The organism is Jannaschia seohaensis (genome assembly GCF_900116765.1).
In the GTDB taxonomy this organism is placed as follows: Bacteria; Pseudomonadota; Alphaproteobacteria; order Rhodobacterales; family Rhodobacteraceae; genus Jannaschia; species Jannaschia seohaensis.
Genome location: NZ_UETC01000003.1, coordinates 243,408 through 266,020, shown reverse-complemented (window position 1 = coordinate 266,020; position 22,613 = coordinate 243,408). Strand labels below are relative to the sequence as shown.

The 22,613-nt window shown below is 67.7% G+C and carries 19 protein-coding genes and 1 pseudogene; 16 read left to right on the top strand and 4 right to left on the bottom strand.

Annotated elements, in window-relative coordinates:
- Window positions 1–47 precede the first annotated feature (47 nt).
- Together ctrA and sciP are read right to left on the bottom strand one after the other, a co-directional pair.
- Entirely contained in the window at window positions 48–761 is a 714-nt protein-coding gene (gene ctrA, locus DTQ71_RS09190) for a response regulator transcription factor CtrA (RefSeq protein WP_109564003.1), read from the bottom strand.
- An 88-nt stretch (window positions 762–849) separates the two neighbouring features.
- On the bottom strand, window positions 850–1,134 hold the full coding sequence (sciP, locus tag DTQ71_RS09185) for a CtrA inhibitor SciP (RefSeq protein WP_109564002.1): 285 nt from the start codon (window positions 1,132–1,134) through the stop codon (window positions 850–852).
- Window positions 1,135–1,259: 125 nt separating this feature from the next.
- Between sciP and mnmA the strand changes: the two genes are divergently transcribed.
- From mnmA to DTQ71_RS09145, 7 genes and pseudogenes are all read left to right on the top strand, one after another.
- A complete protein-coding gene (mnmA, locus tag DTQ71_RS09180) occupies window positions 1,260–2,399 on the top strand; it encodes a tRNA 2-thiouridine(34) synthase MnmA (protein ID WP_109564001.1) in 1,140 nt (379 codons plus the stop codon).
- A 220-nt stretch (window positions 2,400–2,619) separates the two neighbouring features.
- The gene (locus DTQ71_RS09175) at window positions 2,620–3,006 is read left to right on the top strand and encodes a DUF6841 family protein (protein ID WP_170125377.1); all 387 of its coding nucleotides are present in this window, start codon (window positions 2,620–2,622) and stop codon (window positions 3,004–3,006) included.
- A gap of 83 nt (window positions 3,007–3,089) precedes the next feature.
- Entirely contained in the window at window positions 3,090–4,001 is a 912-nt protein-coding gene (locus DTQ71_RS09170; protein WP_109563999.1) for an alpha/beta hydrolase, read from the top strand.
- Between the two features lie 251 nt (window positions 4,002–4,252).
- Window positions 4,253–4,681 carry a DUF2852 domain-containing protein gene (locus DTQ71_RS09165; RefSeq protein ID WP_109563998.1) on the top strand — a complete coding sequence of 143 codons (429 nt, stop codon included), beginning with the start codon at window positions 4,253–4,255 and terminating at the stop codon, window positions 4,679–4,681.
- A 62-nt stretch (window positions 4,682–4,743) separates the two neighbouring features.
- Entirely contained in the window at window positions 4,744–5,199 is a 456-nt protein-coding gene (locus DTQ71_RS09160; protein ID WP_109563997.1) for an RDD family protein, read from the top strand.
- 129 nt (window positions 5,200–5,328) lie between these two features.
- A pseudogene (locus DTQ71_RS25030) lies at window positions 5,329–6,918 on the top strand (alpha-amylase family glycosyl hydrolase).
- A gap of 215 nt (window positions 6,919–7,133) precedes the next feature.
- The gene (locus DTQ71_RS09145; RefSeq protein WP_109563994.1) at window positions 7,134–7,970 is read left to right on the top strand and encodes an arginyltransferase; all 837 of its coding nucleotides are present in this window, start codon (window positions 7,134–7,136) and stop codon (window positions 7,968–7,970) included.
- Between the two features lie 20 nt (window positions 7,971–7,990).
- On the opposite strand, the gene DTQ71_RS09140 is transcribed toward DTQ71_RS09145, so the two are convergent.
- Window positions 7,991–9,724 (bottom strand): divergent polysaccharide deacetylase family protein, encoded by a 1,734-nt coding sequence (locus tag DTQ71_RS09140; RefSeq protein ID WP_109563993.1) that lies wholly within the window; start codon window positions 9,722–9,724, stop codon window positions 7,991–7,993.
- A 144-nt stretch (window positions 9,725–9,868) separates the two neighbouring features.
- Here DTQ71_RS09140 and DTQ71_RS09135 point away from each other — a divergent pair, with 144 nt between their 5' ends.
- The 6 genes from DTQ71_RS09135 to lexA all read left to right on the top strand — a co-directional run bounded on the left by DTQ71_RS09135 (window position 9,869) and on the right by lexA (window position 14,699).
- Window positions 9,869–10,450, top strand: a complete 582-nt coding sequence (locus DTQ71_RS09135; RefSeq protein ID WP_109563992.1) for an anthranilate synthase component II — start codon at window positions 9,869–9,871, stop codon at window positions 10,448–10,450.
- A complete protein-coding gene (trpD, locus tag DTQ71_RS09130; RefSeq protein WP_109563991.1) occupies window positions 10,447–11,466 on the top strand; it encodes an anthranilate phosphoribosyltransferase in 1,020 nt (339 codons plus the stop codon). The genes DTQ71_RS09135 and trpD overlap by 4 nt, the downstream gene beginning before the upstream one ends.
- Complete coding sequence (gene trpC / locus DTQ71_RS09125) at window positions 11,463–12,275, top strand: indole-3-glycerol phosphate synthase TrpC (protein ID WP_109563990.1); 813 nt, start codon at window positions 11,463–11,465, stop codon at window positions 12,273–12,275. Before trpD ends, trpC begins: the two co-directional genes overlap by 4 nt.
- On the top strand, window positions 12,272–12,751 hold the full coding sequence (gene moaC / locus DTQ71_RS09120; RefSeq protein ID WP_109563989.1) for a cyclic pyranopterin monophosphate synthase MoaC: 480 nt from the start codon (window positions 12,272–12,274) through the stop codon (window positions 12,749–12,751). Before trpC ends, moaC begins: the two co-directional genes overlap by 4 nt.
- Window positions 12,748–13,941, top strand: a complete 1,194-nt coding sequence (locus DTQ71_RS09115; protein ID WP_109563988.1) for a molybdopterin molybdotransferase MoeA — start codon at window positions 12,748–12,750, stop codon at window positions 13,939–13,941. The genes moaC and DTQ71_RS09115 overlap by 4 nt, the downstream gene beginning before the upstream one ends.
- Before the next feature lie 65 nt (window positions 13,942–14,006).
- Entirely contained in the window at window positions 14,007–14,699 is a 693-nt protein-coding gene (gene lexA / locus DTQ71_RS09110) for a transcriptional repressor LexA (RefSeq protein ID WP_109563987.1), read from the top strand.
- Window positions 14,700–14,899: 200 nt separating this feature from the next.
- Here the strand turns inward: lexA and DTQ71_RS09105 are convergent, their stop codons facing one another.
- Window positions 14,900–16,969 carry a ComEC/Rec2 family competence protein gene (locus tag DTQ71_RS09105; protein ID WP_109563986.1) on the bottom strand — a complete coding sequence of 690 codons (2,070 nt, stop codon included), beginning with the start codon at window positions 16,967–16,969 and terminating at the stop codon, window positions 14,900–14,902.
- A gap of 124 nt (window positions 16,970–17,093) precedes the next feature.
- Here DTQ71_RS09105 and gltX point away from each other — a divergent pair, with 124 nt between their 5' ends.
- The 3 genes from gltX to DTQ71_RS09090 all read left to right on the top strand — a co-directional run bounded on the left by gltX (window position 17,094) and on the right by DTQ71_RS09090 (window position 22,612).
- Window positions 17,094–18,506, top strand: a complete 1,413-nt coding sequence (gltX, locus tag DTQ71_RS09100) for a glutamate--tRNA ligase (RefSeq protein ID WP_109563985.1) — start codon at window positions 17,094–17,096, stop codon at window positions 18,504–18,506.
- A gap of 82 nt (window positions 18,507–18,588) precedes the next feature.
- Window positions 18,589–19,884, top strand: a complete 1,296-nt coding sequence (gene gltA, locus DTQ71_RS09095; protein WP_109563984.1) for a citrate synthase — start codon at window positions 18,589–18,591, stop codon at window positions 19,882–19,884.
- A gap of 118 nt (window positions 19,885–20,002) precedes the next feature.
- A complete protein-coding gene (locus DTQ71_RS09090) occupies window positions 20,003–22,612 on the top strand; it encodes a peroxidase family protein (RefSeq protein WP_109563983.1) in 2,610 nt (869 codons plus the stop codon).
- Window position 22,613 lies beyond the last annotated feature (1 nt).

Here is a 22,613-nt window from a genome sequence, read left to right as displayed (position 1 = left end):
GGCGCGTCCTTTCCAGCGATTCCGACGCGCGCAGGACGTCCCAGCCGTCAGGCCGAGATCAGGTCCCGCTCTCCGCCCGAGCGCATCTGCGGATCGCGCAGGACATAGCCGCGGCCCCAGACCGTCTCGATATGGGTCTCGCCGCCCGTCGCCTCTGACAGCTTCTTGCGCAGCTTGCAGATGAAGACGTCGATGATCTTGAGTTCCGGCTCGTCCATTCCGCCATAGAGATGGTTTAGGAACATCTCCTTGGTGAGCGTCGTGCCTTTCCGCAGGCTCAGAAGCTCCAGCATCTGATACTCCTTGCCCGTCAGATGCACCGTCTTTCCCTCGACCTCGACGGACTTGGCATCGAGGTTCACCTCGACCTGGCCCGTCCGGATGATCGACTGGGAATGCCCCTTGGAGCGACGGACGATGGCATGGATGCGCGCGATCAGCTCGTCGCGGTGAAACGGCTTCGTCATGTAATCGTCGGCGCCGAACCCGAAGCCGCGGATCTTGTTCTCGGTGTCGTCGGAGCCCGACAGGATCAGGATCGGGGTTTCGATCCGGCTCAAGCGCAGCTGCTTGAGTACTTCGTGGCCGTTGATGTCCGGCAGGTTCAGGTCGAGGAGGATGAGGTCGTAGTCGTATAGCCGCGCGAGATCGATCCCCTCCTCCCCCATGTCGGTGGAGTAGACGTTTAGGTTGGCCGAGCCGAGCATCAGTTCAATGCTCTTGGAGGTGGTGGGATCGTCTTCGACGAGCAGAATTCGCATTTCTCAACTCCAAGGGGACGGGTCACTCTCCAGCAACATCCCGGGAATTAGTTAACTTATCGTTACCATGAAGAAGCAGCGAACGTAATCAAGACTGTCCCTGCCGAAAGTGCTGGATCATCGTGGTTTTGAGGCCGTCCGTCCCGTGAGCGGACACGGCGGCTGCCCATTCAGCATATTCTTCCTCCGAAAGCTCATAGCGCTCCATCGCCTCTTCGAGCGTGATCAGTCCCGATTCGATTCCCATCACGACAAGAGCCTTACGCCGCGCGACCCAACGGGTTGTCCCCGCCGGGGGCAGGTCCGCGCGCGACATCTGTGTGCCGTCAGGCAGAGTCACGACCCGCGGACCCGGCCCTTTCCTGAGATACATCGCCTACACCTCCTTGATAGATAGCCCTTCCATGTCGGCCAATGGGCGTTAATCGCCGATGAAGCGCGCGCTTGAGAATGCTTCGACTTTTCCTATATGGGGCGGCTCAACCGTTAAGGTGCGCCATGCCTCTCGATACCGCCCTCAACTCTCTCGGACTGCCCAAGGCGCCCGCCGACACCCGCGTCGTCGTCGCGATGTCGGGCGGCGTGGACAGTTCCGTCGTCGCCGCGCAGCTCGCCGAGGAGGGCTATGACGTCGTCGGCGTGACGCTCCAACTCTACGATCACGGCGCGGCGCTGGCCAAGAAAGGCGCCTGTTGCGCGGGCCGGGACATCCATGATGCGCGCCGCGTGGCCGAAACGATGGGCTTTCCGCATTACGTTCTGGATTATGAGAATGCCTTCCGCGAGGCCGTGATCGACGAGTTCGCCGAAAGCTATCTGGGCGGCGCCACGCCGGTTCCCTGCATCCGCTGCAACGAGCGGGTGAAGTTCCGCGACCTGCTGGAGACGGCCAAGGATCTGGATGCCGATTGCATGGCGACCGGCCACTACATCCAACGCAAGGACGGGCTGCACGGGCCGGAGCTGCATCGCGCCGCCGACCCGGTGCGGGATCAGTCCTACTTCCTGTTCTCGACCACCGCCGAGCAATTGAGCTATTTGCGGTTTCCTCTGGGCCACCTGCCGGACAAGGCGGCGACCCGGGCTCTGGCCGCGCGCTACGGCCTGCCGGTGGCCGACAAGCCCGACAGCCAGGACATCTGCTTCGTCCCGAATGGCGACTACGCGGCGGTGATCGAAAAGCTGCGGCCCGGCGCGGGCGAGCCGGGCGCGATCGTCGACATGGAGGGGCGCGAGCTGGGCCGGCACGACGGCGTGATCCACTACACGATTGGTCAGCGCCGGGGCTTGGGCATCGGCGGGCTGAGCGAGCCGCTCTATGTCGTTAAGCTCGACCCAGAGGCGCGGCAGGTCGTCGTCGGCCCCAAGGCGCACCTTGCCACGCGGCTGGTCCCGATCCGCGAGATCAACTGGCTGGGCGACGCGCCGCTGGCCTCGCGGCCCGAATGGCATGTGGGCGTCAAGGTCCGCTCCACCCGTCCCCCGCGCGAAGCGATCCTGCGGCCCAAGGCGGACGGCACGGCGGAGGTGGAGCTGCTGACCCCCGAAGAGGGCGTGTCCCCCGGCCAAGCCTGCGTGTTCTACGACATGGAGAGCACCCGCGTCTTCGGCGGCGGATGGATCTGGCGCGGGTATTGAGGGTGGGGCCGGTCGAATTGGCCCCGCCTCAAGCGCTTCGCCGCACGGACCGTCCCCAATGACTGGTTCTGACGCGCGCGCCTGCACACGGCGCACGGCCAGGTGGCGAAAAGTCCGCTCGTGTCAACGCTGGCTCAGCGCTGAACGCGGCCGGTCATCACAGGTGACATAGCGCCAAGCGCCGAGTAGCCTCGCGTAAAGTTAGAGTTGGATCGCGCAAGTGTCCGAAATTCATTTGAAGGCCGAGACATTTCTCAACGCCTATATCGGTGCGTTCGAGGCCTTCGATGCTGAGCGGATCGCCAGCTTCTACAATGCGCCCTGCGTGACGATGCGCGGCGACGGTGAGGTCATGGCCTTCGCGACCCAGGCCGAGACGTCGGATTTCTTCGCGGTTGTCGTTCCGAAATATCAGCATGACGGCATGACGTCCTTTGCCTTCGACGATTTGGAGGTCGCTGGACTGGGCGCCGCGTCCGCGCGTTTGACCTGTCGCTGGAGAATGCTGCGCAAGGATGGCTCCGTCATCCGTGCTTGGCGCCAAACGTATGTGATCACCCGGCGGGACGACGAATGGGCGATCCTCTGCTCGTTGATGCATCAGTGATCCGCATCAATCGCGCCCCATCGCGAAACACGATTTCCATTTTTCAGTAAGACTCAGAGAAATTCGAAACTCGGAGGACGAAGATGGGCTATCGGCGAGAGGACTTCGAGTTTCCATCGCTCGGCGCGACACTTCGGGGCTGGCTTTATCTGCCGGAGGGCCGTGACGGAGCCATGCCCGCCGTGATCATGACCCATGGGTTCACAGCGACCCGGACCATGACCATCGACAAATACGCGGAGATTTTTGCCGAAGCCGGCTTTGCCGCCCTTGTCTACGACCATCGGGGCTTCGGCGCGAGCGATGGCGCCCCCCGTCGAGAGATCAACCACTTCTTTCAGGCCAAGGGCTATCGCGACGCGCTGACGGCCCTCTCGGCCCGGCCTGGCATCGACGCGCGGCGGATCGCGATCTGGGGCGACAGCCTGTCGGCCAATGTCTCGTTCTTGGTTGCAGCAGTCGATGATCGGCCCGCCGCCGTGATTGCCCAGGTACCCGGCTGCGGCAAGGACGTGCCGCCACCTGACACCGATGGCTCCGCTTTCGCGGCCTATGCCGCACTTCTCGACTCGGACGACATCATGGGCTGGCCGCGGGACACGACGGCGCGCACGCCCGTGGTGATGCCAGACCCGATGCGTCAGCCCTGCCAGTTCGACGAGCTGTCAGCCTGGCGGTGGTTCATCGAACACGGTTCGCGGCTGAACAGCGGGTGGGAGAACGACGTCCAGCGTTCCGTCATGCAACTCGACACGCCCTACAGCGTTGTCCACTGTGCCGCCCACGTCAAAGTGCCCACCTTGGTGATCCTGTCTTTCGAGGACGAGATCCCCAATGCCAATCCCGAGGTCGCTCGGCATGTCTACGGTCTCATCTCCGGCCCCAAGCGGAAGTACGAGATCGCCGGCGGGCACTTTGGTCTGCTGTGGCATCCATCCGAGTTGTTCGACGAAGCCTCGCAGGTTCAGAGGTCGTTTCTACAAGAGCACCTTTGAGACGACTCGACTTTGCAGCGGAACCGGTAGGCAGTGCTCTCCGTGCGAGGGCAGAAAGCGTGCTGGCGGTCATATTCGACCGGATCGAGAGCAAAGGTTTACGGTGATAAGGTGCTGACTTTCCTCCTTGTTCCCACCCCCATGTGAAGCCTATTAACTTTTTTCCTTTGAACCCCTTGCAGCCTTCTTTGCCGGTTCCCATCTCCGGTAATGTGAAAGGAATTCACATCAACGCCAACGGAGATCAGCAGATGACCCCCTCCCCCGCCTATGCCGACATGTCGCGCGGCAACTGGTTCACCCGTACCGAAGCCTGGCTCGACGAACGTGGCAAGGGCGCCTGGATCGCCGTCATGGTCCTGGGCTTCATCTTCTTCTGGCCCGTCGGTCTCGCCCTTCTCGCCTACCTGATCTGGAGCAAACGTATGTTCAGCCGAACCGGAACCTCGATGTCCTGCACCTCGCGCCGCGCCCGTGATGCCATGCGCGGGATGCGCTCCTCCGGGAATGCAGCCTTCGACAGCTACAAGGCCGACACGCTGCGCCGTCTCGAAGAGGAGCAGGAAGCCTTCGAAGCCTATCTGCAGCGTCTGCGCGAGGCCAAGGACAAGGCCGAGTTCGACCAGTTCATGGCCGACCGGGCAAAACGTTCCGGCGACGACACGACGGTCGACGCCTGAGCGCCGCTGCCCGGCCCCGCGGGGCCGGGCTCTCCCCGACATTCCATCCCCAAGAGAGAGACATGAGCTATCTCGACGACCGCGCCCGCAGCGGCCTGCCCGACCCCTATCACGAGCCGCAATTCTACGACGGCGTCGTCGTCAAGCGGGCCTTCGCCTGGTTGGTCGACCTTCTGTTGGTCACCTTCGCGACGTTTCTGCTGGGCATCCTCACGCTGTCGCTGGCCTGGTTCTTCTGGCCCCTCGCCTTCCTCTTTGTCGAGGTGATCTATCGCGTCTCGACGGTGGCGAACCAATCGGCCACCTGGGGAATGCGGCTGATGGGGATCGAGCTGCGCGACCATCACGGGCGGCGCTTCGACGGCGGGACCACGGTTCTGCACCTGATCGGCTACTACGCCTCGATTTCGTTCGTGCTGCCCGCGCTGGCCTCGGTAGTGGCGATGCTGGTCACCGACCGGCGCCAAGGTCTGACGGACCTCTTACTGGGCTCGGCGGCGATCAACCGCCCGGCCTGACCCGGCTGGCACAGCCGTCGGCCCCGCACCGCCGGCTGCTCCGCGGCCCAAGCGAGAAATGCCAGAGCCGCGCCCCCGTCGCTCGCCCCGAGCGTTGTCGGGAGGCGCGGTCGAGCGTAGCCTCCGGACATCACAGACGCCACGGCCTCCGACGCCGAGGCCCCTTGGTGGAAACCGGGCATCCCTTATCAAAGCTACCCCCGGTCCTTCGCCGATAGCGACGGCGATGGCATCGGCGATCTGGGCGGGATCACCGCGAAGCTTGCATACTTGGCGGAGCTAGACATCGATGGCGTCTGGATCTCGCCGATCTACCCGTCTCCGATGGTCGATTTCGGCCACGACATCTCCGACCATACCGGCATCGACCCGATCTTCGGGACGCTCGATGACTTCGAGCGCCTCGTCGAGGCCGCGCATTCCAAGGGCCTGAAGATCATCCTGGATTTCGTGCCCTGCCACACCTCGGACCAGCATCCCTGTCTCCTTGATAGCCGTCGCGGGCATGACGCGGAGAAGCGCGGCTGGCATATCTGGCGCGATGCGGCCGAGGATGGCGGCCCTCCGAACAACTGGCTGAGCGAGTTCGGCGGCCCTGCCTGGACCTTCGATCCGGCGAGCGGGCAACATTACAGCCACGCGCATCTGCGCGAGCAGCCCGAGCTGAACCGGCGCAACGCGCAGGTCCGAGCGGCGATGACGGAGATCATGCGGCTCTGGTTCGACCGGGGTGTCGACGGGCTTCGCATCGATGCGGTCGACCAGATCGGCAAGGATGCCCTTTTCCGCGACAACCCGCCCAACCCCGACTGGCACGCGGGCCGTCCGTCGAGCGAGCGTTATCTTTGAACGATGCAGAAGAACGGCCCCTTCGTGCACGAGGCCATCGCCGAGATGCGGGCCGTCGCCGATGCCTGCGGGGGGGCGTCTGCTGCTGGGCGAGACCTATGTCCCCTTCGCCGACATGGCCCTCACTATGTCAGCGGGGACCGGCCGGAGCTGCATATCCCGCATAACTTCCACCTGATCGGCGCGCCCTGGGATCCTCGGAAGATCGCCGAATTGGCGGAGCGCTACGAAGCCGTGCTTCCCCCGGGCGCCTGGCCCAACTGGGTTTTGGGCAACCATGACCGGACGCGCGTCGCCTCCCGCTGGGGCCGCGCGGGCGCCCGGCTCGCCGCCATGCTGCACCTGACCCTGCGCGGAACGCCGACGATCTATCAGGGGGAGGAACTCGGCATTGAAAGCGTCCCGATCCCGTCCGAGCGCGCCCAGGATCCTTGGGAACGCAACAGCCCCGGGCATGGGCTGGGGCGCGATCCGGTGCGGACGCCCCTCGCCTGGGAGATCGGTCCGATTGCGGGCTTCACCACGGGCGATCCCTGGCTGCGGATCGACGCGCTACCAGAGATGACGGTCGCGCGCCAAGCGGAGGATTCGGCGTCGATGCTGTCCCTCCATCGGGACCTGATCCGGTTGCGCCGCGACATCCCCGCGCTGTCGCTGGGAGACTATGAGACGGTCCGCGCGGACGAAAAGCTGCTTCTCTATCGGCGCTCTCACGGGGCGCAGGTCTGCGCCGTCGCGCTGACCTTTTCCGAGGAAACCACCGACCTGCCCGTCCGGGGCGACCTGCTGATCTCGACCGTCGCGGACACGGCTCGGCCCGAAGGGAAGCTTCTGCCGGCCGAAGGACGCGTCCTCCGAGTTTCGGGCTAGCGGTCCCTGCTTCACGGACATGTTTCCTTGGTCCGAGTTCTCTCCGGGCGTTGCTGAAAGGGACGGTCCCTGCCCATGCGACGATACGGCTGTACGGGCCGGATTGACCCGGATCCGGCGCTGATCAGTGTCGAAGCTGCCCCAACCTTGCCGCAAAAGCGATTGACCTGTCGCGGCCCCCGGCTAGGCTCCGGGAAAGACCGAGGAACCTTCGCATGCGCCACAGCCTGCCGCTTACGCCGCAATTCTACGTGACGGCACCCCAGGCCTGCCCCTACCTGGAAGGACGGCGGGAGCGCAAGCTGTTCACCGCATTGCAGGGATCGGGCGCGGCGGACTTGAACGACAAGCTCAGCAAACAGGGATTCCGGCGCTCGCAGAACGTACTCTACCGACCGTCCTGCGCGGATTGCACCGCCTGCCTTTCAGCGCGCATTCGGGTCGCGGACTTCGCGCCCAACCGCTCCCAGCGCAAGGTGCTGCGCCGCAACGCACGCCTCCGGCGGGAGGTGTCCTCCCCCTGGGCGACCGAGGCGCAATTCGCGCTCTTCCGCCATTACCTGGAGACGCGCCATGCCGATGGCGGCATGGCCGACATGGACATCTTCGAATTCGCGGCGATGATCGAGGAAACCCCGATCCGCACCCGCGTGATCGAATATTGGGACGATGGCGAGGATCCCGCCGACCCGGAGACGACCCCGCGGCTCCGCGCCGTCTGTCTGACCGACGTGCTCGATGACGGGCTGTCGATGGTCTATTCGTTCTACGATCCGGACTTGCCGCAGGACTCGCTGGGCACCCATATCATTCTCGATCACGTGGCGCTCGCCCGCGAGGCCGGTCTGCCTTACGTCTATCTAGGCTATTGGGTCCCGGGTTCGCCGAAGATGGGCTACAAGGCGCATTTCAAGGCGCTGGAGATCTACAAGGACCGCGTCTGGCAACCCATCGGCGCGCCCGAACAGCACGAGAGCGAGACGCATCCCCTCTCGGTCGCGCCGATCTCCGAGCAGGTCGCTCAGATCGACCTGCCGAAGGTCGCGGGCTAAGGCGCAACGGAGCCTGGGGCTCAGGCCCCTTCTTCGCCCGCGCGCAGGATATGGCTGATGGGGGCGATCGCCACCGTGTCCGCACGCCGGCCATTCGCCCAGGACAGCAGCGCCGTCATCATCGCGGGCTGGGTGCGTCCCACCACGATGGTGCTGCCGGTCTCCTCGGCCTCGAAGGTCGCCCGGTCCAAATAGCGCGTGATCACCGTGGCCCGTTCGCCATTCTCGTCCACGACCCGGTAGACGGGCACCGTCGGGACGCCAGCGGCCTCCGCAGCCGCCAGCCCGGCGCCCAAACCCTCGTCGAAGCCGACGAACCCCATGCCCGCCTCCGCGAGCGGCCCCGCCAACGCGGCGAGGGCGCGCCCGCTGCGGGCGAAGTCTCCGGCGCGCCCGTCCAGCACGCCGACCGCGACCGGAACGGCGTCATGCGCGCGCCGCAGCGCCGCCGCGATCTCGTCCCTCGTGGCGTCGGCGGGCAGAGCTTCTGCCAGAAGCAGAACCTCATGGCCCGCCGCGCGATACGCGGCGGCGACCTCCGCCGCGTCGGCCCGGGCGGGATCGACTGCGAAGGTCAGCGGCATGTCCAGCGCGATGAGGCTCTGCCGTGACAGCCCACCTTCGGGATCGTCGATCAACACGATGGAAAAGAGCGGCTTGGCCTCGGGGTTCTCGAAGGCGGCGGCATGGGCTGTCAGCGCGCGGGCCTTGCTGGCGGGGGTCTTGTCGGCTGGGGCCGCCGCCGTCCGCTGCGCGGTCTCGGGACGGACGCTGTCCAGGACGATGCGACGGGGCGTGATGCGCTCGGGCGCGTCGGCGCTGGCCGGCCGCTCCGACGTCGTGGGGATCGGCGGCATCGTCAGCCTGGGCGCCAGACCCGATGCCGCGGGCGCCAGCGCCTGGGTCGCGAGCTGCTCCTGCACCACCGGCGCGGCCGATTCCGGTTCGATCGCGGCGTCGGTGAGCGGGGCCGGCTCGGCGGCTTGTGGCTCGGTCGCGGCTTCGATGGGCTCGGGCTCGGCGGGTTGCGCGCTTTCGGTCGAAACGCCTGCCGCAGGCTCCGGGCGGGCGCCCAGCAGCGGGGCGTCCAGCACGGTCCGGGGCACGTTGTCATCGACGGCGGATGGCAGCGCCGGCGCCTGCCCGGCCTCGGGCATGGCGACGCCCGTCACCACGAGGCTCGCATCAGGCGCGCCGCCGCTCGACGTGTCCGGGGCCGGGGCCAGGAACGGCGCGCTCTCGGACGGGCGCGAGGTCGGCGCCGCAACGAAGCCGCGCGCGGCCTCCTCCGCCTCCGGCGCGACGGGCTGGAAGTCTTCGCGGGGGCGGTTGAACTGGCTGCCCGCGGGGATGGCCAACGCGACCGTCTTTTCGGGACGCGCCTGTGCGGCGGCGGGCGTTTCGGCCGTCTGAGCCTCCGGCACAGGATCCGCCTCGGGCGCGGGCGTCTCCAGGGCGGCGGTCTCCGGCGCCTCCGGTTCGACCAGAGGCGCAACCGGCGTCTCCAGTTGTGGAGCGGGTAGCGCGGCCGTGCTCTGTTCCGCTGGCAAGCTGCGCTCCGGCAGGGCCTCGGGACGGGCGGGCGCGCTGGGCTCGGCGGCGGCCATTTCCGGAGGGGCGGGCGCCACATTGCGCGGGGCGTCCGCGACAGGCGGCACCTGCCGCGCGGTCGGCGCCAGGAGAGAAACGGCCGACAGCACGATCGCCGCAAGGCCCGCCGCCGTCGTCGCCCCTTTGATCAGCCCGCTCAACATGTCGCTGCCCCTTCTTTGAAAAACCCGGCCTGGCCCCATTCAACCGCCGTGAAGCCTGCTTGACCCTGCCCCCGCGCCACGGGCATGTATAGCCCCGCGCGCCGCCTCTGGCACCCCATTCGGCGCCCTGAGGGAGAGTCCGGCTTGCTGCTGCTCATCGACAATTACGATAGCTTTACCTGGAACCTGGTCCATTACGTAGCGGAACAGGGCGCCGATGTGCGCGTCGTGCGCAATGACGCGATGAACGTGCAGGAGGCGATGGCCTTGCGCCCCGCGGGCGTGCTGCTCAGCCCCGGCCCCTGCGACCCCGATCAGGCCGGGATCTGTCTGGCGATGGTCGAAGCCTGCGCCGAGACGCGCACCCCGCTGCTGGGCGTCTGCCTGGGCCATCAGGCCATCGGCCAGGCCTTCGGGGGCCGCGTGGTGCGCGCGAACGAGATCGTGCACGGAAAGCTGGGGCGGATGGAGAATGACGGCACCGGCGTCTTCGCCGGCCTGCCCGCCGCCTTCGATGCGACGCGCTACCATTCCCTGATCGTCGAGCGCGAGACGCTGCCCGAGGTGCTGATCGCCAACGCGCAGTTGGCCGACGGCACGATCATGGGGCTGCGACATCGCGATCTCCCCATCCACGGCGTGCAGTTTCACCCCGAGAGCATCGCCTCGGAACATGGGCACGCGCTTCTGAAGAACTTCCTCGACATGATGCCTGTGCCCGCATGACCGACCTGAAAGCGCTCATCAACGCCGCGCCCGACCGCGCCCTCAGCCGGGAAGAGGCCGAATCCGCCTTCGCCGCTTTCTTCGACGGCGACGCGACCCCGGCGCAGATCGCGGGCTTTCTGATGGCCCTGCGCACCCGCGGCGAGACCGTCGAGGAGATCGCCGCCGCGGCCTCCGCCATGCGGGCGCGCTGCAACCGGGTCGAGGCGCCCGAGGGGGCGATGGACATCGTCGGAACCGGAGGCGACGGCAAGGGGACGCTGAACATCTCGACGGCGACCGCCTTCGTCGTGGCGGGGGCCGGCGTGCCGGTGGCCAAGCATGGCAACCGCAACCTCTCTTCCAAGTCGGGCGCCGCGGATGTGCTCACCCAGATGGGGATCGAGGTGAATGTCGGCGCCGCCGTCGCGACCCGTGCCCTGGCCGAGGCCGGCATCTGCTTCATGATGGCGCCCATGCACCACCCGGCCACCCGCCATGTCATGCCGGTCCGGGCCGAGCTGGGCACCCGCACGGTGTTCAACATCCTGGGCCCATTGACCAACCCCGCCGGGGTCAAGCGGCAATTGACCGGCGCCTATGCGCGCAGCCTGATCCGCCCCATGGCGGAAGTTCTGCGCGATCTGGGCAGCACCTCCGCCTGGCTGGTCCATGGCAGCGACGGCACGGACGAAGTCTCGATCGCCGGGCCGACCGCTGTCGCGGCCCTCGCCGACGGGGAGATCACCGAGCGCGAGATCACCCCGGACGATGCCGGTCTGCCCACCCACCCCTTCGAGGCGATCCTGGGGGGAGACCCGGCCGAGAACGGCCGCGCCTTCCGCGCCTTGCTCGACGGCAAGCCCGGGCCCTATCGCGACGCGGTCCTTCTGAACGCCGCCGCCGCCCTGGTCGTGGCCGGGGTCGCATCCGACCTGCCCGAGGGGGCCGCGATGGCCGCCTCCTCCATCGACACGGGCGCGGCATTGGGCAAGGTCGAGGCCCTGGCCCGCATCACCCAGGAGGGAGCCGCATGAACGCGCCGACGATCCTCGAGAAGATCAAGGCCTACAAGCTGGAGGACGTGGCCGCCCGCAAGGCCGCGCATCCCCTGGCGGAGATCGAGGCGGCCGCCCGCGCGGCCGGTCCCGTCCGGCCTTTCGCCGAGGCGCTCCGGCAGGCCAGCATCGAGGGCTACGGCCTCATCGCCGAGATCAAGAAGGCCAGCCCGTCCAAGGGTTTGATCCGGCCCGATTTCGATCCTCCGGCCCTCGCCCGCGCCTATGCCGCCGGGGGCGCCACCTGCCTCTCGGTTCTGACCGACGGGCCGTCCTTCCAGGGCGACGATAGCTATCTCACCGAAGCCCGCGCCGCCGTCGACCTTCCGGCGCTGCGCAAGGACTTCCTCTACGATCCCTGGCAGGTGGTCGAAAGCCGGAGCCTGGGCGCGGATTGCATCCTGATCATCATGGCCAGCGTCTCCGACGCGCAGGCGGCAGAGTTGGAGGCCACCGCCATCGAGTGGGGCATGGACGTGCTGGTCGAGGTCCATAACGCCGAGGAACTCGCCCGCGCGGAAGCTCTAAAATCCCACCTTCTGGGGATAAACAATCGCGACCTCAATACCTTCGTCACCGATCTTCAAGTAACGCGCGACCTCTCGCGGCGGGCGCCGCCGGACCGTTTGCTGGTCTGCGAGTCCGGTCTCTCGACCCCCGAGGATCTCGCCGACATGGCGCGGTATGGCGCGCGCTCCTTCCTGATCGGGGAGAGCCTGATGCGTCAGGAAGACGTCGCCGCCGCCACCCGGACCCTGTTGGCGGACCCGCTCCGCGGCCTTCGATGACCCTCACCCATTTCGACGCCAAGGGCGCCGCCCATATGGTCGATGTCTCTGCCAAGGCCGTGACCGACCGCGTCGCCGTAGCCGAAGGCGCGGTGACGATGGCGCCCGAGACCCTGGCGCTGGTCACCTCTGGCAGCGCCAAGAAAGGCGACGTCGCGGGGGTCGCGCGGTTGGCCGGGATCATGGCCGCCAAGCGCACGGCGGAGCTGATCCCGCTTTGTCATCCGCTGCCGCTCTCCAAGGTTTCGCTGGATATCGTCCCGGATGAGGACCTGCCCGGCCTGCGCCTGACCGCGACGGTCGGCACGACTGGCCGCACGGGGGTCGAGATGGAGGCGCTGACGGCTGTCTCCCTCGCCTGCCTGACCGTCTACGACATGCTCAAGGCCGCGCAGAAGGACATGGTCATCGGGCCCGTCCGGCTCCGCTCCAAGACGGGCGGCAAATCCGGCGACTGGCAGGCCGACGCCCCGTGATCTCCGTCGCCGAGGCCCGCGCGCATCTGCTCTCGATGGTGCAGCGCCTCGACGCGGAAGAGGTGCCCCTGCGGGAGGCGGCATCGCGCCTGCTCGCCGGACCCGTCGAGGCTCGTCAGACCCAACCGCCCTTCGCCGCCTCCGCCATGGACGGCTATGCCGTGTCGGGCCCGCCCCCCGCGCCCGGCACCGCCTTCGAGATCGTCGGAGAGGCGGCCGCCGGTCACCCCTATGAGGGCAGCGTGGCCCCGGGCCAGGCCGTGCGCATCTTCACGGGCGCCCCCCTGCCCAAAGGCGCGGATCGCGTTGTCATCCAGGAAGACATGACCCGCGAGGGCGACCGAGCGACAGTCACCCAGGATCCCGGCCCGTCCACCCACATCCGTCCCGCAGGCGGCGACTTCGCAGCTGGCACCGAGTTCGCGTCGGACTCCCCCTTGGGCGCGCGCGGCATCGCGCTCCTTGCGGCGATGGGCCATGCGCGGCTGCCGGTGATCCGTCGTCCCGTCATTGCGATCCTGATGACCGGCGACGAGCTGCGGCCGCCCGGCGCGGCGCTCGATCCAGGAGAGATCACGGCGTCCAACGGCTATGGCCTGGCCGCGATGGTCGAGGCGCACGGCGCCGAGGCGCGCCTTCTGCCCATCGCCCGCGACACCGAGGAAAGCTTGGCCCAGGCGATCGATCTGGCCCAGGGCGTCGATCTGCTGCTGACGGTCGGCGGCGCCTCGGTCGGCGATCACGACCTAGTCGCGGGGGCTCTGGCGAAGGCCGGCATGGACCCGGTCTTCCACCGGGTGGCCATGCGCCCGGGCAAGCCACTGATGGCCGGACGCCTCGGGGAAATGGCCGTGGTCGGGCTGCCCGGTAATCCCGTCTCCGCAATGGTTTGCGCGCGGATCTTCATCCTCCCTATGCTGCATCGGATGCTCGGCCTGCCGCAAGAAGGCCCGCCCGTCGAGCGGCCGCTGGCAAACGACGTCCCGGCGAACGGCCCGCGGCAGCATTACATGCGCGCGGAGCGCCTGCCCGACGGCTCCGTCCGGGTGGCGGACCGCCAGGACAGCTCTCTTCTGTCGGTGCTGGCCCGGGCCGATACCCTCGTCATTCGCCCCCCGCACGCGCCCGCAGCCGTCACAGGCGCTCTCGTACCAACGGTCAACCTGTCGGATGAGACACGTCAGAGTTGACACGAAACCGGAACGCCCGTAGAACGAAACCGGACCACATCGAGAGAATACGGGGGATCCCGGAGATGCTGACGCGCAAGCAACGCGACCTGCTAGCCTTCATCCATAAGCGTGTGCAGCGGGACGGCGTGCCGCCGTCTTTCGATGAGATGAAGGATGCGCTGGATTTGCGCTCCAAATCCGGGATTCACCGCCTCATCACCGCGTTGGAGGAACGAGGCTTCATCCGCCGCCTCGCCCACCGCGCCCGAGCCATCGAGATCACGCGCTTGCCCGAAGATCTTGCGAAATCCACCGGCTTCACCCCCCGGGTCATAGACGGGGATCTGCCGGATGCCGAGGCCCCGCCTCAGGCCCGGCGGGTTCTGGTCGAAGCGCAGGACGTGCCGCTTGTCGGCCGCATCGCCGCCGGTGTGCCCATCGAAGCCATCAACGACAGTGCCGGCCATATCGCCGTCCCGGGCCACATGCTCGACCGCGGCGGAGATCACTATGCGCTGGAAGTGCGGGGCGACTCGATGATCGAGGCCGGCATCAATGACGGCGACGTGGTTGTCATCCGGGAGCAGCGCTCCGCGGATAACGGCGACATCGTCGTGGCGCTGGTCGACGGGCAAGAGGCGACGCTCAAGCGGTATCGCCGGGCCAAGGGCATGATCGCGCTGGAGGCGGCCAACGCCGCCTACGAGACCCGGATGCTCCCGGAAGATCGCGTGCGCGTTCAGGGCCGTCTCGTGGGTCTGATCCGCAGCTACTAATCGAAGCCTGGCCCTTGGAGGCGCGGCGAAAGCGGGGTCGGGTCAGGATCCGGAGATCCAGGTGGGGCAAGTCGCCGGATTACCAGGCTAACCTGAGAGGCTCGATCTCGCCATTGTCCGGATGGCACATAAGGCCGCCGTGACGACTTGGGGGCGATCAGAGGATCAAGCCGTCCGCCCGGTTATCCCGTCGGCCATCTTCACTGGGCCAGAATGCGTCGCCAGGCGCCGGTCCATGGCCGGAGGCCCTGGCGCTCCGCCGAGGTCTCGATCCGGCCGGTGGCGACGGAGAACGCAATCGACCCCGTCTCCCGCAGACGCGCTTCGTCGAAGATCTCGCAGCCGGTCGCCTCAGACGCGACGCGGACGGGGGTCACCACCCAGATGCCCCCTGCGGCACAACGGACCAGCGCGTCGTCCAGCCCGGTCTTGCCGCGCAAGGCGGCAATCGTCGGAAGGCCAGCCAAAGGCGTCTCGCGGGCGGCGGCGACGGCCTGTTGCGCCCCATCTCCGTCATTCTCGAGCCAGGCCTCCGCGACGAAAGCGGCCCCCGTCTCGCGGCTCAATCTGCGTCCGGTCTCCGTCATCATCCCGACCAGACGCCCATCGCCGGAGATCAACAGGTCAGGCCGGGTGCTGAGGCTCCACCCGACGCAGGCCCCCACAATGGGAAGGATCGCGACCGCGCGCCCCCATCGCTGCGCGCAAGCGAATAGGCTCATCCCCAGACCGAGAACGGGCAAGACCCAGGGATCCGGGGCCGCAACGTGGCTGACTGAGCCCGGCAGGTCCCCGACCCACTCGGCAACGCGCAGAATATACGCAATGCCCTGCCCCGCCAGCCAGAGCGGCCCCGCTTCCAAACCCAGCGGCCAGAGCAGCAGGCCGACGAAGAGCAGCGGCATCACCAGCGTTCCCATCAGCGGCACGGCCAGCAGGTTCGCCAACAGCCCGAACTGCGCCACGCGGTTGAAATGAATCGCGGCGATGGGCGCGGTCGCCAGCCCGGCCACCAGCGAGGAGACGAAGAGCGACAGGATCGCGCCCCGCCAGCCGCGCAGCCAGCCGCCCATGGCGTCGCGCCGATCCGCCAGGGCCCGGAACGCCAGGACCAGGGCCGCCGTCGCCGCGAAAGACATCTGGAACCCCGGCCCGGTGAGCGACTCGGGCCGCCAGGCCAGCACGATCAGCGCCGCGATCGCCACCGACCGGAGTGAGACGGCCCGCCGCCCCGCCAGAATCGCGATCAGCATCACGAGCGCCATTACGAAGGCGCGCTGCGTCGCGACCGTCGCTCCCGACAGGAGAAGATACGCCGCCGCCACCGGGATCGCCACCGCCGCCGCCCAGGCACGGATCGGGTAGCGCAACGCCACTCGGGGCCAAAGCGCGAGCCCGCCGCGCACGGCCCAGAAAACGAAGCCCACGACGAGCCCGACATGCAGTCCAGAGATCGCGAGAAGATGCGCGAGGTTCGCCCGGCGCAGGTCTTCGACCGCATCCTCGGGCAGACCCGAGCGGTCGCCAGTGGTCAGCGCGGCCGCGACATCTCCGCGGACGCCGGGCATCCGCTCGCGCAAGCCGGCCGCGATCTCCCGCCGGGCCTGTTGGAGCAGGATTGCCGGGCCGGTCTCGGCCGGCGCCGCCTCCAGCAGCGGGATGCGGCCATAGCCGATGGCGCCCAGTTGGAGAAACCAGGCATGGCGCTGGAAGTCGAACCCGCCCGGCTCGACCGGCCCGTTCGGCGCCGAAAGATGCGCGGTCGTCATCACCCGCAGCCCCGGTTCGGGCGCGATGCCGCCGCCATGGAGCGAAACGCGGACGCGGCGTGGAATGTCCTCGGGGGCGACCCGATCCAGCCGGACCCGGTCCAAGGTGATCCGCGTCGCGCCCGAGGACGACCGGTCCACCTGCACGATCCGCCCCTCGACCGCGCCGTAGTAGCGGAAGTCCAGCACGGGGCCGGCCACCATCGCCGTGCGCGCCGTCGCGGCCAGCCCGCCGAGCAGGGCCACCGCCAGGAGCCCGGCCAGGAAGCCCGCGCCGAAGCGCCCAAGCCAAGCCAGCGTCAGAAGCGCGAGAGCGGCCACGGACGCGCCCGCAACCTGCGACCCCGTCGGCTCGACCGGGAGCGCGAAATAGAGCCCGACCCCAGTGCCCCAGGCGACCGCGACCCATGGCAGGCGGCGTCCGCGCAGCGCCTGAACGGCGACGGCCAAGCGATCCAGCGGGGCGGCCCTAGAGCCCGGAACTGCGGCCCGGTCCTCCATCCTTGTCCTCCGCGGCAACGGCCCATAGAACCGCGCGAAACACTGGTCCGGACTTGGTTACCAAACGGTTAATTCCAAGCCAGATCCGCCACCCCACCTGCGACTCGCCCCCTTGGAGACATTCATGGCCGACCCCGTCGTCACCCGCTTCGCCCCCTCGCCGACGGGCTTTCTGCATATCGGAGGGGCGCGGACGGCGCTGTTCAACTGGCTCTATGCCCGCGGCCGTGGCGGCCGGTTCCTGCTGCGCATTGAGGATACCGACCGCGCCCGCTCGACCGAGGCGGCAACCCAGGCCATTTTTGACGGGCTGACCTGGCTGGGGCTCGATTGGGACGGCGAGGCCACAAGCCAGGCCGCCCATGCCGCCCGTCACGCGGAGGTGGCGCAAGAGATGTTGGCGAACGGCCACGCCTATCGCTGCTTCTCCACCCAGGCGGAGATCGAAGCCTTTCGAGAGGCGGCCCGGGCCGAGAACCGCTCGACCCTGTTCCAAAGCCCCTGGCGCGACGTGTCCGAGGCGGAGCATCCCGACGCGCCCTTCGCCATCCGCCTGCGCGCGCCGCGGGAGGGAGAGACCGTCATCGAGGATCGCGTGCAGGGCCGCGTCGTGACCCGCAACGATCAACTCGACGACATGGTGCTGCTGCGCTCGGACGGGACGCCGACCTACATGCTCGCGGTGGTGGTCGACGATCACGACATGGGGGTGACCCATGTGATCCGGGGCGACGACCATCTGGTGAACGCGGCCCGTCAGGCGCAGATCTACCGCGCGATGGGCTGGGCCGAACCGGTCTGGGCGCATATCCCGCTGATCCACGGCCCGGACGGCAAGAAGCTGTCGAAGCGCCACGGCGCGCTGGGGGTCGAGGAATATGCGGCAATGGGCTTCCCCGCGCCCGCGCTGCGCAACTACCTGACCCGGCTCGGCTGGAGCCACGGGGATGACGAGTTCTTCACCGATGCGCAGGCGCGGGAATGGTTCGACCTCGACGGGATCGGACGCGCCCCGGCGCGGCTCGACCTCAAGAAACTGGAAAATCTCTCGGGGCAACATCTCACGGCGATGGCGGATGACGACATCGTGGCCGCGGCGCTGGACTTTGCCGCACGCGACGGGCGTCCAGCGCCGGATGCCGCCCGCCTCGCCGCCGCAGTGCCGGTCGTGAAAGAGGCCAGCCGCACGCTACCGCAATTGCTCGACCGGGCGCGGTTCGCGCTGATCGACCGGCCGGTGACGGCGGACGAGAAAGCGGCCAAGGCGCTCGATCCGGTATCCCGTGGTATACTGGCTGAATTGACGCCGCACCTGCAAAGTGCTAGCTGGACGCGCGACGATTTGGAGGGGGTCGTCGGCCGCGTGGCAGAGGCGCACGGGCTTGGGCTGGGCAAGCTGGCCGCACCTCTCCGGGCCGCTCTGGCGGGCCGCACGGCCACCCCGAGCGTCTTCGACATGATGCTCGTCCTCGGGCGGGCCGAGACCCTGGCCCGTCTGCAGGATGCGGCCGCGGCACCCGGGGCTGAGGCCAGCTAAGCCCCCAAGACGAGTTGCACGAAACAGTGCATGACCAATGGGTTGCCGCTCGCTCACGGCGGCATGGGATGAAAGGACGACCATGGCAGACACCGAGAAGACCGCGACGCTGACGATTGGCGATGCCAGCTGGGACCTTCCCGTCCTCAGCCCCACCGAGGGGCCGGACGTCATCGATATCGGCAAGCTCTACGGTCAAGCGGGTGTGTTCACCTACGATCCGGGCTTCACCTCGACGGCCGCTTGCGAGAGCAAGATCACCTATATCGACGGCGCCGAGGGCATCTTGCTGCATCGCGGCTATCCCATCGGTGAACTGGCCGAGAAGTCGCACTACCTGGAGGTGTGCTACCTGCTGCTCTACGGGGAGCTGCCTTCGGCTGCGCAGCTCGAAAAATTCGAGCACACGATCACCCATCACACCATGCTACACGAGCAGATGGCGAACTTCTTCCGCGGCTTCCGCCGCGACGCGCACCCGATGGCCGTCATGGTCGGCGTGGTCGGCGCGATGTCGGCCTTCTACCACGACAGCACCGACATCAACGACCCGCGCCAGCGCGAAATCGCGTCGCACCGCCTGATCGCCAAGATGCCCACCATCGCGGCCTGGGCCTACAAATACACGATCGGCCAGCCCTTCGTGTATCCGCGCAACGATCTGGACTATGCCGCGAACTTCCTGCGCATGTGCTTCTCGGTCCCGGCCGAGGATTACGTGCCCGACCCGATCCTGAGCCGCGCGATGGACCGGATCTTCACGCTGCATGCCGATCACGAGCAGAACGCCTCGACCTCGACAGTGCGTCTGGCCTCGTCCTCCGGCGCGAATCCCTTCGCCTGCATCGCCGCCGGCATCGCCTGTCTCTGGGGTCCGGCCCATGGCGGCGCCAACCAGGCCTGTCTGGAGATGCTGCGCGAGATCGGGACGGTCGATCGCATCCCCGAATTCATCGCCCGCGCCAAGGACAAGAACGACCCGTTCCGCCTGATGGGCTTCGGGCACCGGGTCTACAAAAACTTCGACCCGCGCGCGACGGTGATGAAGCAGTCCGCCGACGAGGTGCTGGAACTGCTGGGCGTCGATAACAACCCGACGCTCCAGGTCGCCAAGGAGTTGGAGAAGCAGGCTCTCGCCGATCCGTATTTCGCCGAGAAGAAGCTCTTCCCGAACGTCGATTTCTACTCGGGCATCATCCTCGAGGCGATGGGCTTCCCGACCTCGATGTTCACGCCGATCTTTGCGCTGTCGCGCACGGTGGGCTGGATCTCGCAATGGACCGAGCAGCTCTCGGACCCGGCGCTCAAGATCGGCCGCCCGCGGCAGCTCTATACCGGCGAGACGCTGCGCCATTATGTCGAGGTCGAGGACCGCTAAGGTCCCAACCTCTCGGGTTGCGGCGGATTGGAAACAGTCCGTCGCATCCACCCCCCTCCCCTAAAGGTCTCGGATCGGGTAACATCTCAGGCGGTTTACGCGCGCGAGTCCCCTGTCGATGTCCGACCATCCCGAAGTCGATCCCGGCACCCCGGCCGCGCGCTGTCCCTTTCTGGCCAATCTCGAACAAATGCCGCGCCTGACCGAGGCGCGCTATCAAGACGCGCTGGGCGAACTCTATCAGGGCGCCGACCCGATGAAGGTCGCCTCCAAGCTGTTCGACCAGGAGGGCGACATGCCCAACTCGAACGGCATCAGCGCGCTGTTCACGACCTGGGGCCAGTTTCTCGACCACGACATGAGCCTGACGCCCGAAGGCGATCACGAGACGATGGAGAACGACGCCTTCTCCCATGGCGTCGGCCGCTCGGACTACATGAAGGGGAGCGGCGAGGAGGGGCCGCGCGAATACGGAAATTCCATCACCTGGCAGATCGACGGGAGCATGATCTACGGCTCAAACGCCGGCCGGGTCGAGGATGTGCGTTCCCATGAAGGCGGCCGCCTGAGAATGGACGAAGAGGGGCTGCTGCCCAAGGCCACGCCGGAGACGGTGATGGCGGGTGAGACCGACGGGGAGGATGCCGTCTTCCTGGCCGGCGATATCCGCGCCAACGAGAACCCGAACCTCCTGACGCTGCACACGCTCTGGGTGCGCGAACATAACCACTGGGCCGACCGGCTGGCCGAGGAGCATCCAGATTGGGACGACGATGCGCTGTTCGAGGGCGCGCGCCAGATCGTCGAATTCGAGCTTCAAAAGATCACCTATGAGGAATGGCTGCCCCTGCTGATCGGCAATGCCGTCCCTCAGGACACCGCCCATGACCCGGATGTCGACGGCCAGGTCGCGCTGGAATTCTCGACCGCCGCCTTCCGCTTCGGGCACACGCTGGTCGCGTCCCGGATGGACCGGCTTGAGGAGGACGGGTCCGAGGCGGAGGGCGGGCATCAGGCGCTCATGGACGGGTTCTTCGACACCGAAATGGTGCGCGAGCACGGGATCGACGCCTTTCTGCGCGGCATGGCCGGGCAATCCGCGCAGGAGCTCGACACCAAGGTCGTGGACGACCTGAACTTCTTTCTCCAGACGCCCGAAGGGGTGAGCGGCTTTTCACTGCCCGCGCTGAACCTGATGCGCTCCGCCGATCACGGGATGGACAGCTACGTCTCGGTCCGCGCCGAGTTGCTGGGCGATATCGACCCGGAGGCCCTGGACCCGCAGGACTTCTCGATCATCACCGCCGACCCTGCGATCCAGGCGGAGCTGGCCTCGGTCTACGACACTGTCCATCAGGTCGATCTCTGGGTCGGCGGGCTGGCGGAGGATGCCGAGGACGGCATGCTGGGTCCGCTCTTTACCCATATCGTCTCGGATCAGTTCGCCCGCACCGCCCAGGGGGACGCAAGTTTCGGTCAGCTCGACCCGGCCCTGGGCGAGGCGATCCTGGCCGAGGTCGAAGCCTCGGGCCTGCGCGATGTGATCCTGCGGAACTCCGAGGTCGACCACCTGCAAGAGAACCCGTTCCTGATGCAGGTTCGGGAGTTGGAGGCGCTGCTTTGCGTCGAGGCCACGGAGGACGCCGACCAGATCGCGCTGGCCGCCAAGGCGGTGGCCGGCCCGGTGCTGACCGGCGGCGGCGACGACAGCTTGACGGTCACGGGCGGGACGCGCTTTGGCGACTCGGTCGATCTGGGGGACGGTGACGACAGCTTGGCCATGACCTCCGGCAATGCGGGCTACGGTGTCGATCTCGGCGCGGGGGACGACACGGCCGAGATCGGAGGGAGCGCGCGGGTGTCCGTGCTGACCGGCGGCGCGGGCAACGACACCGTGTCGGTGGGCGGCTCGGCGCAGGTCTGGACGCTGGAGACCGGCGCGGGCGCGGATCGGGTCGAGGTCTCGGGCAAGGCCGAGGTGGAGATCGTCCGGCTGGGTGAAGACGACGACACGGCCGTGCTCGGCGGTGCGGGGGTCTCGCATCTCGACGGCGGCGCAGGCTTCGACCGGCTGGATGTGCGCGCGGCCGAAAGCGTCCGTTTCGACTGCCATGGCGATGGGTCCGTGGCCTGGGGCGATGGGTCGACCACGACGTTCAAGAACTTCGAGATGGTCACCTGCTTTACCGAGGGCACACGGCTCGCCACGGCGCGCGGACAGGTCCCGATCGAGATGCTGCGGCCCGGCGCGCGGGTCTGGACGCTGGATCACGGGCTGCGCACCGTCCGCTGGGTCGGCCGGACGGAGGTGCGCGCCGAAGGACGGCTGGCGCCCATCCGCTTCGCGCCGGGCGCGCTGGGAAATGCCCGTGCCTTGGAGGTCTCACCCCAGCACCGCATGCTGGTCGAATCGAGCCTGAGCGAGCTGTTCTTCGGTGCTGCCCAGGTCTTGGCCCCGGCCCATGCCTTTCTTGGGCGGCCGGGGGTGACGCGTCGGACGGGCGGGACGGTGACCTATATCCACCTGCTGTTCGACCGGCACGAGATCGTGCTGGCCGAGGGTATCCCCTCGGAGAGTTTCCATCCCGGCCCTGTTGCACTTTCCGCGATGGATCGCGCCACCCGGGCCGAGCTGTTGGCGTTGTTTCCGAGCCTCGCGCGGCCTGACGCCTACGGCCCCTCCGCGCGCCCTTCGCTCAAACCGGCGGAGTTGCGCCTGTTGGGCTGAC

Excerpts from the sequence above, each read along its gene's own strand:
- trpD (WP_109563991.1), top strand. The coding sequence starts at position 10,447 with ATGACCGACCTGAAAGCGCTCATCAACGCCGCGCCCGACCGCGCCCTC.
- gltA (WP_109563984.1), top strand. The coding sequence starts at position 18,589 with ATGGCAGACACCGAGAAGACCGCGACGCTGACGATTGGCGATGCCAGC.
- DTQ71_RS09145 (WP_109563994.1), top strand. The coding sequence starts at position 7,134 with ATGCGCCACAGCCTGCCGCTTACGCCGCAATTCTACGTGACGGCACCC.
- ctrA (WP_109564003.1), bottom strand. The coding sequence starts at position 761 with ATGCGAATTCTGCTCGTCGAAGACGATCCCACCACCTCCAAGAGCATT.
- DTQ71_RS09105 (WP_109563986.1), bottom strand. The coding sequence starts at position 16,969 with ATGGAGGACCGGGCCGCAGTTCCGGGCTCTAGGGCCGCCCCGCTGGAT.
- DTQ71_RS09090 (WP_109563983.1), top strand. The coding sequence starts at position 20,003 with ATGTCCGACCATCCCGAAGTCGATCCCGGCACCCCGGCCGCGCGCTGT.
- sciP (WP_109564002.1), bottom strand. The coding sequence starts at position 1,134 with ATGTATCTCAGGAAAGGGCCGGGTCCGCGGGTCGTGACTCTGCCTGAC.
- mnmA (WP_109564001.1), top strand. The coding sequence starts at position 1,260 with ATGCCTCTCGATACCGCCCTCAACTCTCTCGGACTGCCCAAGGCGCCC.
- DTQ71_RS09170 (WP_109563999.1), top strand. The coding sequence starts at position 3,090 with ATGGGCTATCGGCGAGAGGACTTCGAGTTTCCATCGCTCGGCGCGACA.
- DTQ71_RS09160 (WP_109563997.1), top strand. The coding sequence starts at position 4,744 with ATGAGCTATCTCGACGACCGCGCCCGCAGCGGCCTGCCCGACCCCTAT.
- lexA (WP_109563987.1), top strand. The coding sequence starts at position 14,007 with ATGCTGACGCGCAAGCAACGCGACCTGCTAGCCTTCATCCATAAGCGT.
- gltX (WP_109563985.1), top strand. The coding sequence starts at position 17,094 with ATGGCCGACCCCGTCGTCACCCGCTTCGCCCCCTCGCCGACGGGCTTT.
- trpC (WP_109563990.1), top strand. The coding sequence starts at position 11,463 with ATGAACGCGCCGACGATCCTCGAGAAGATCAAGGCCTACAAGCTGGAG.
- DTQ71_RS09140 (WP_109563993.1), bottom strand. The coding sequence starts at position 9,724 with ATGTTGAGCGGGCTGATCAAAGGGGCGACGACGGCGGCGGGCCTTGCG.
- DTQ71_RS09165 (WP_109563998.1), top strand. The coding sequence starts at position 4,253 with ATGACCCCCTCCCCCGCCTATGCCGACATGTCGCGCGGCAACTGGTTC.
- moaC (WP_109563989.1), top strand. The coding sequence starts at position 12,272 with ATGACCCTCACCCATTTCGACGCCAAGGGCGCCGCCCATATGGTCGAT.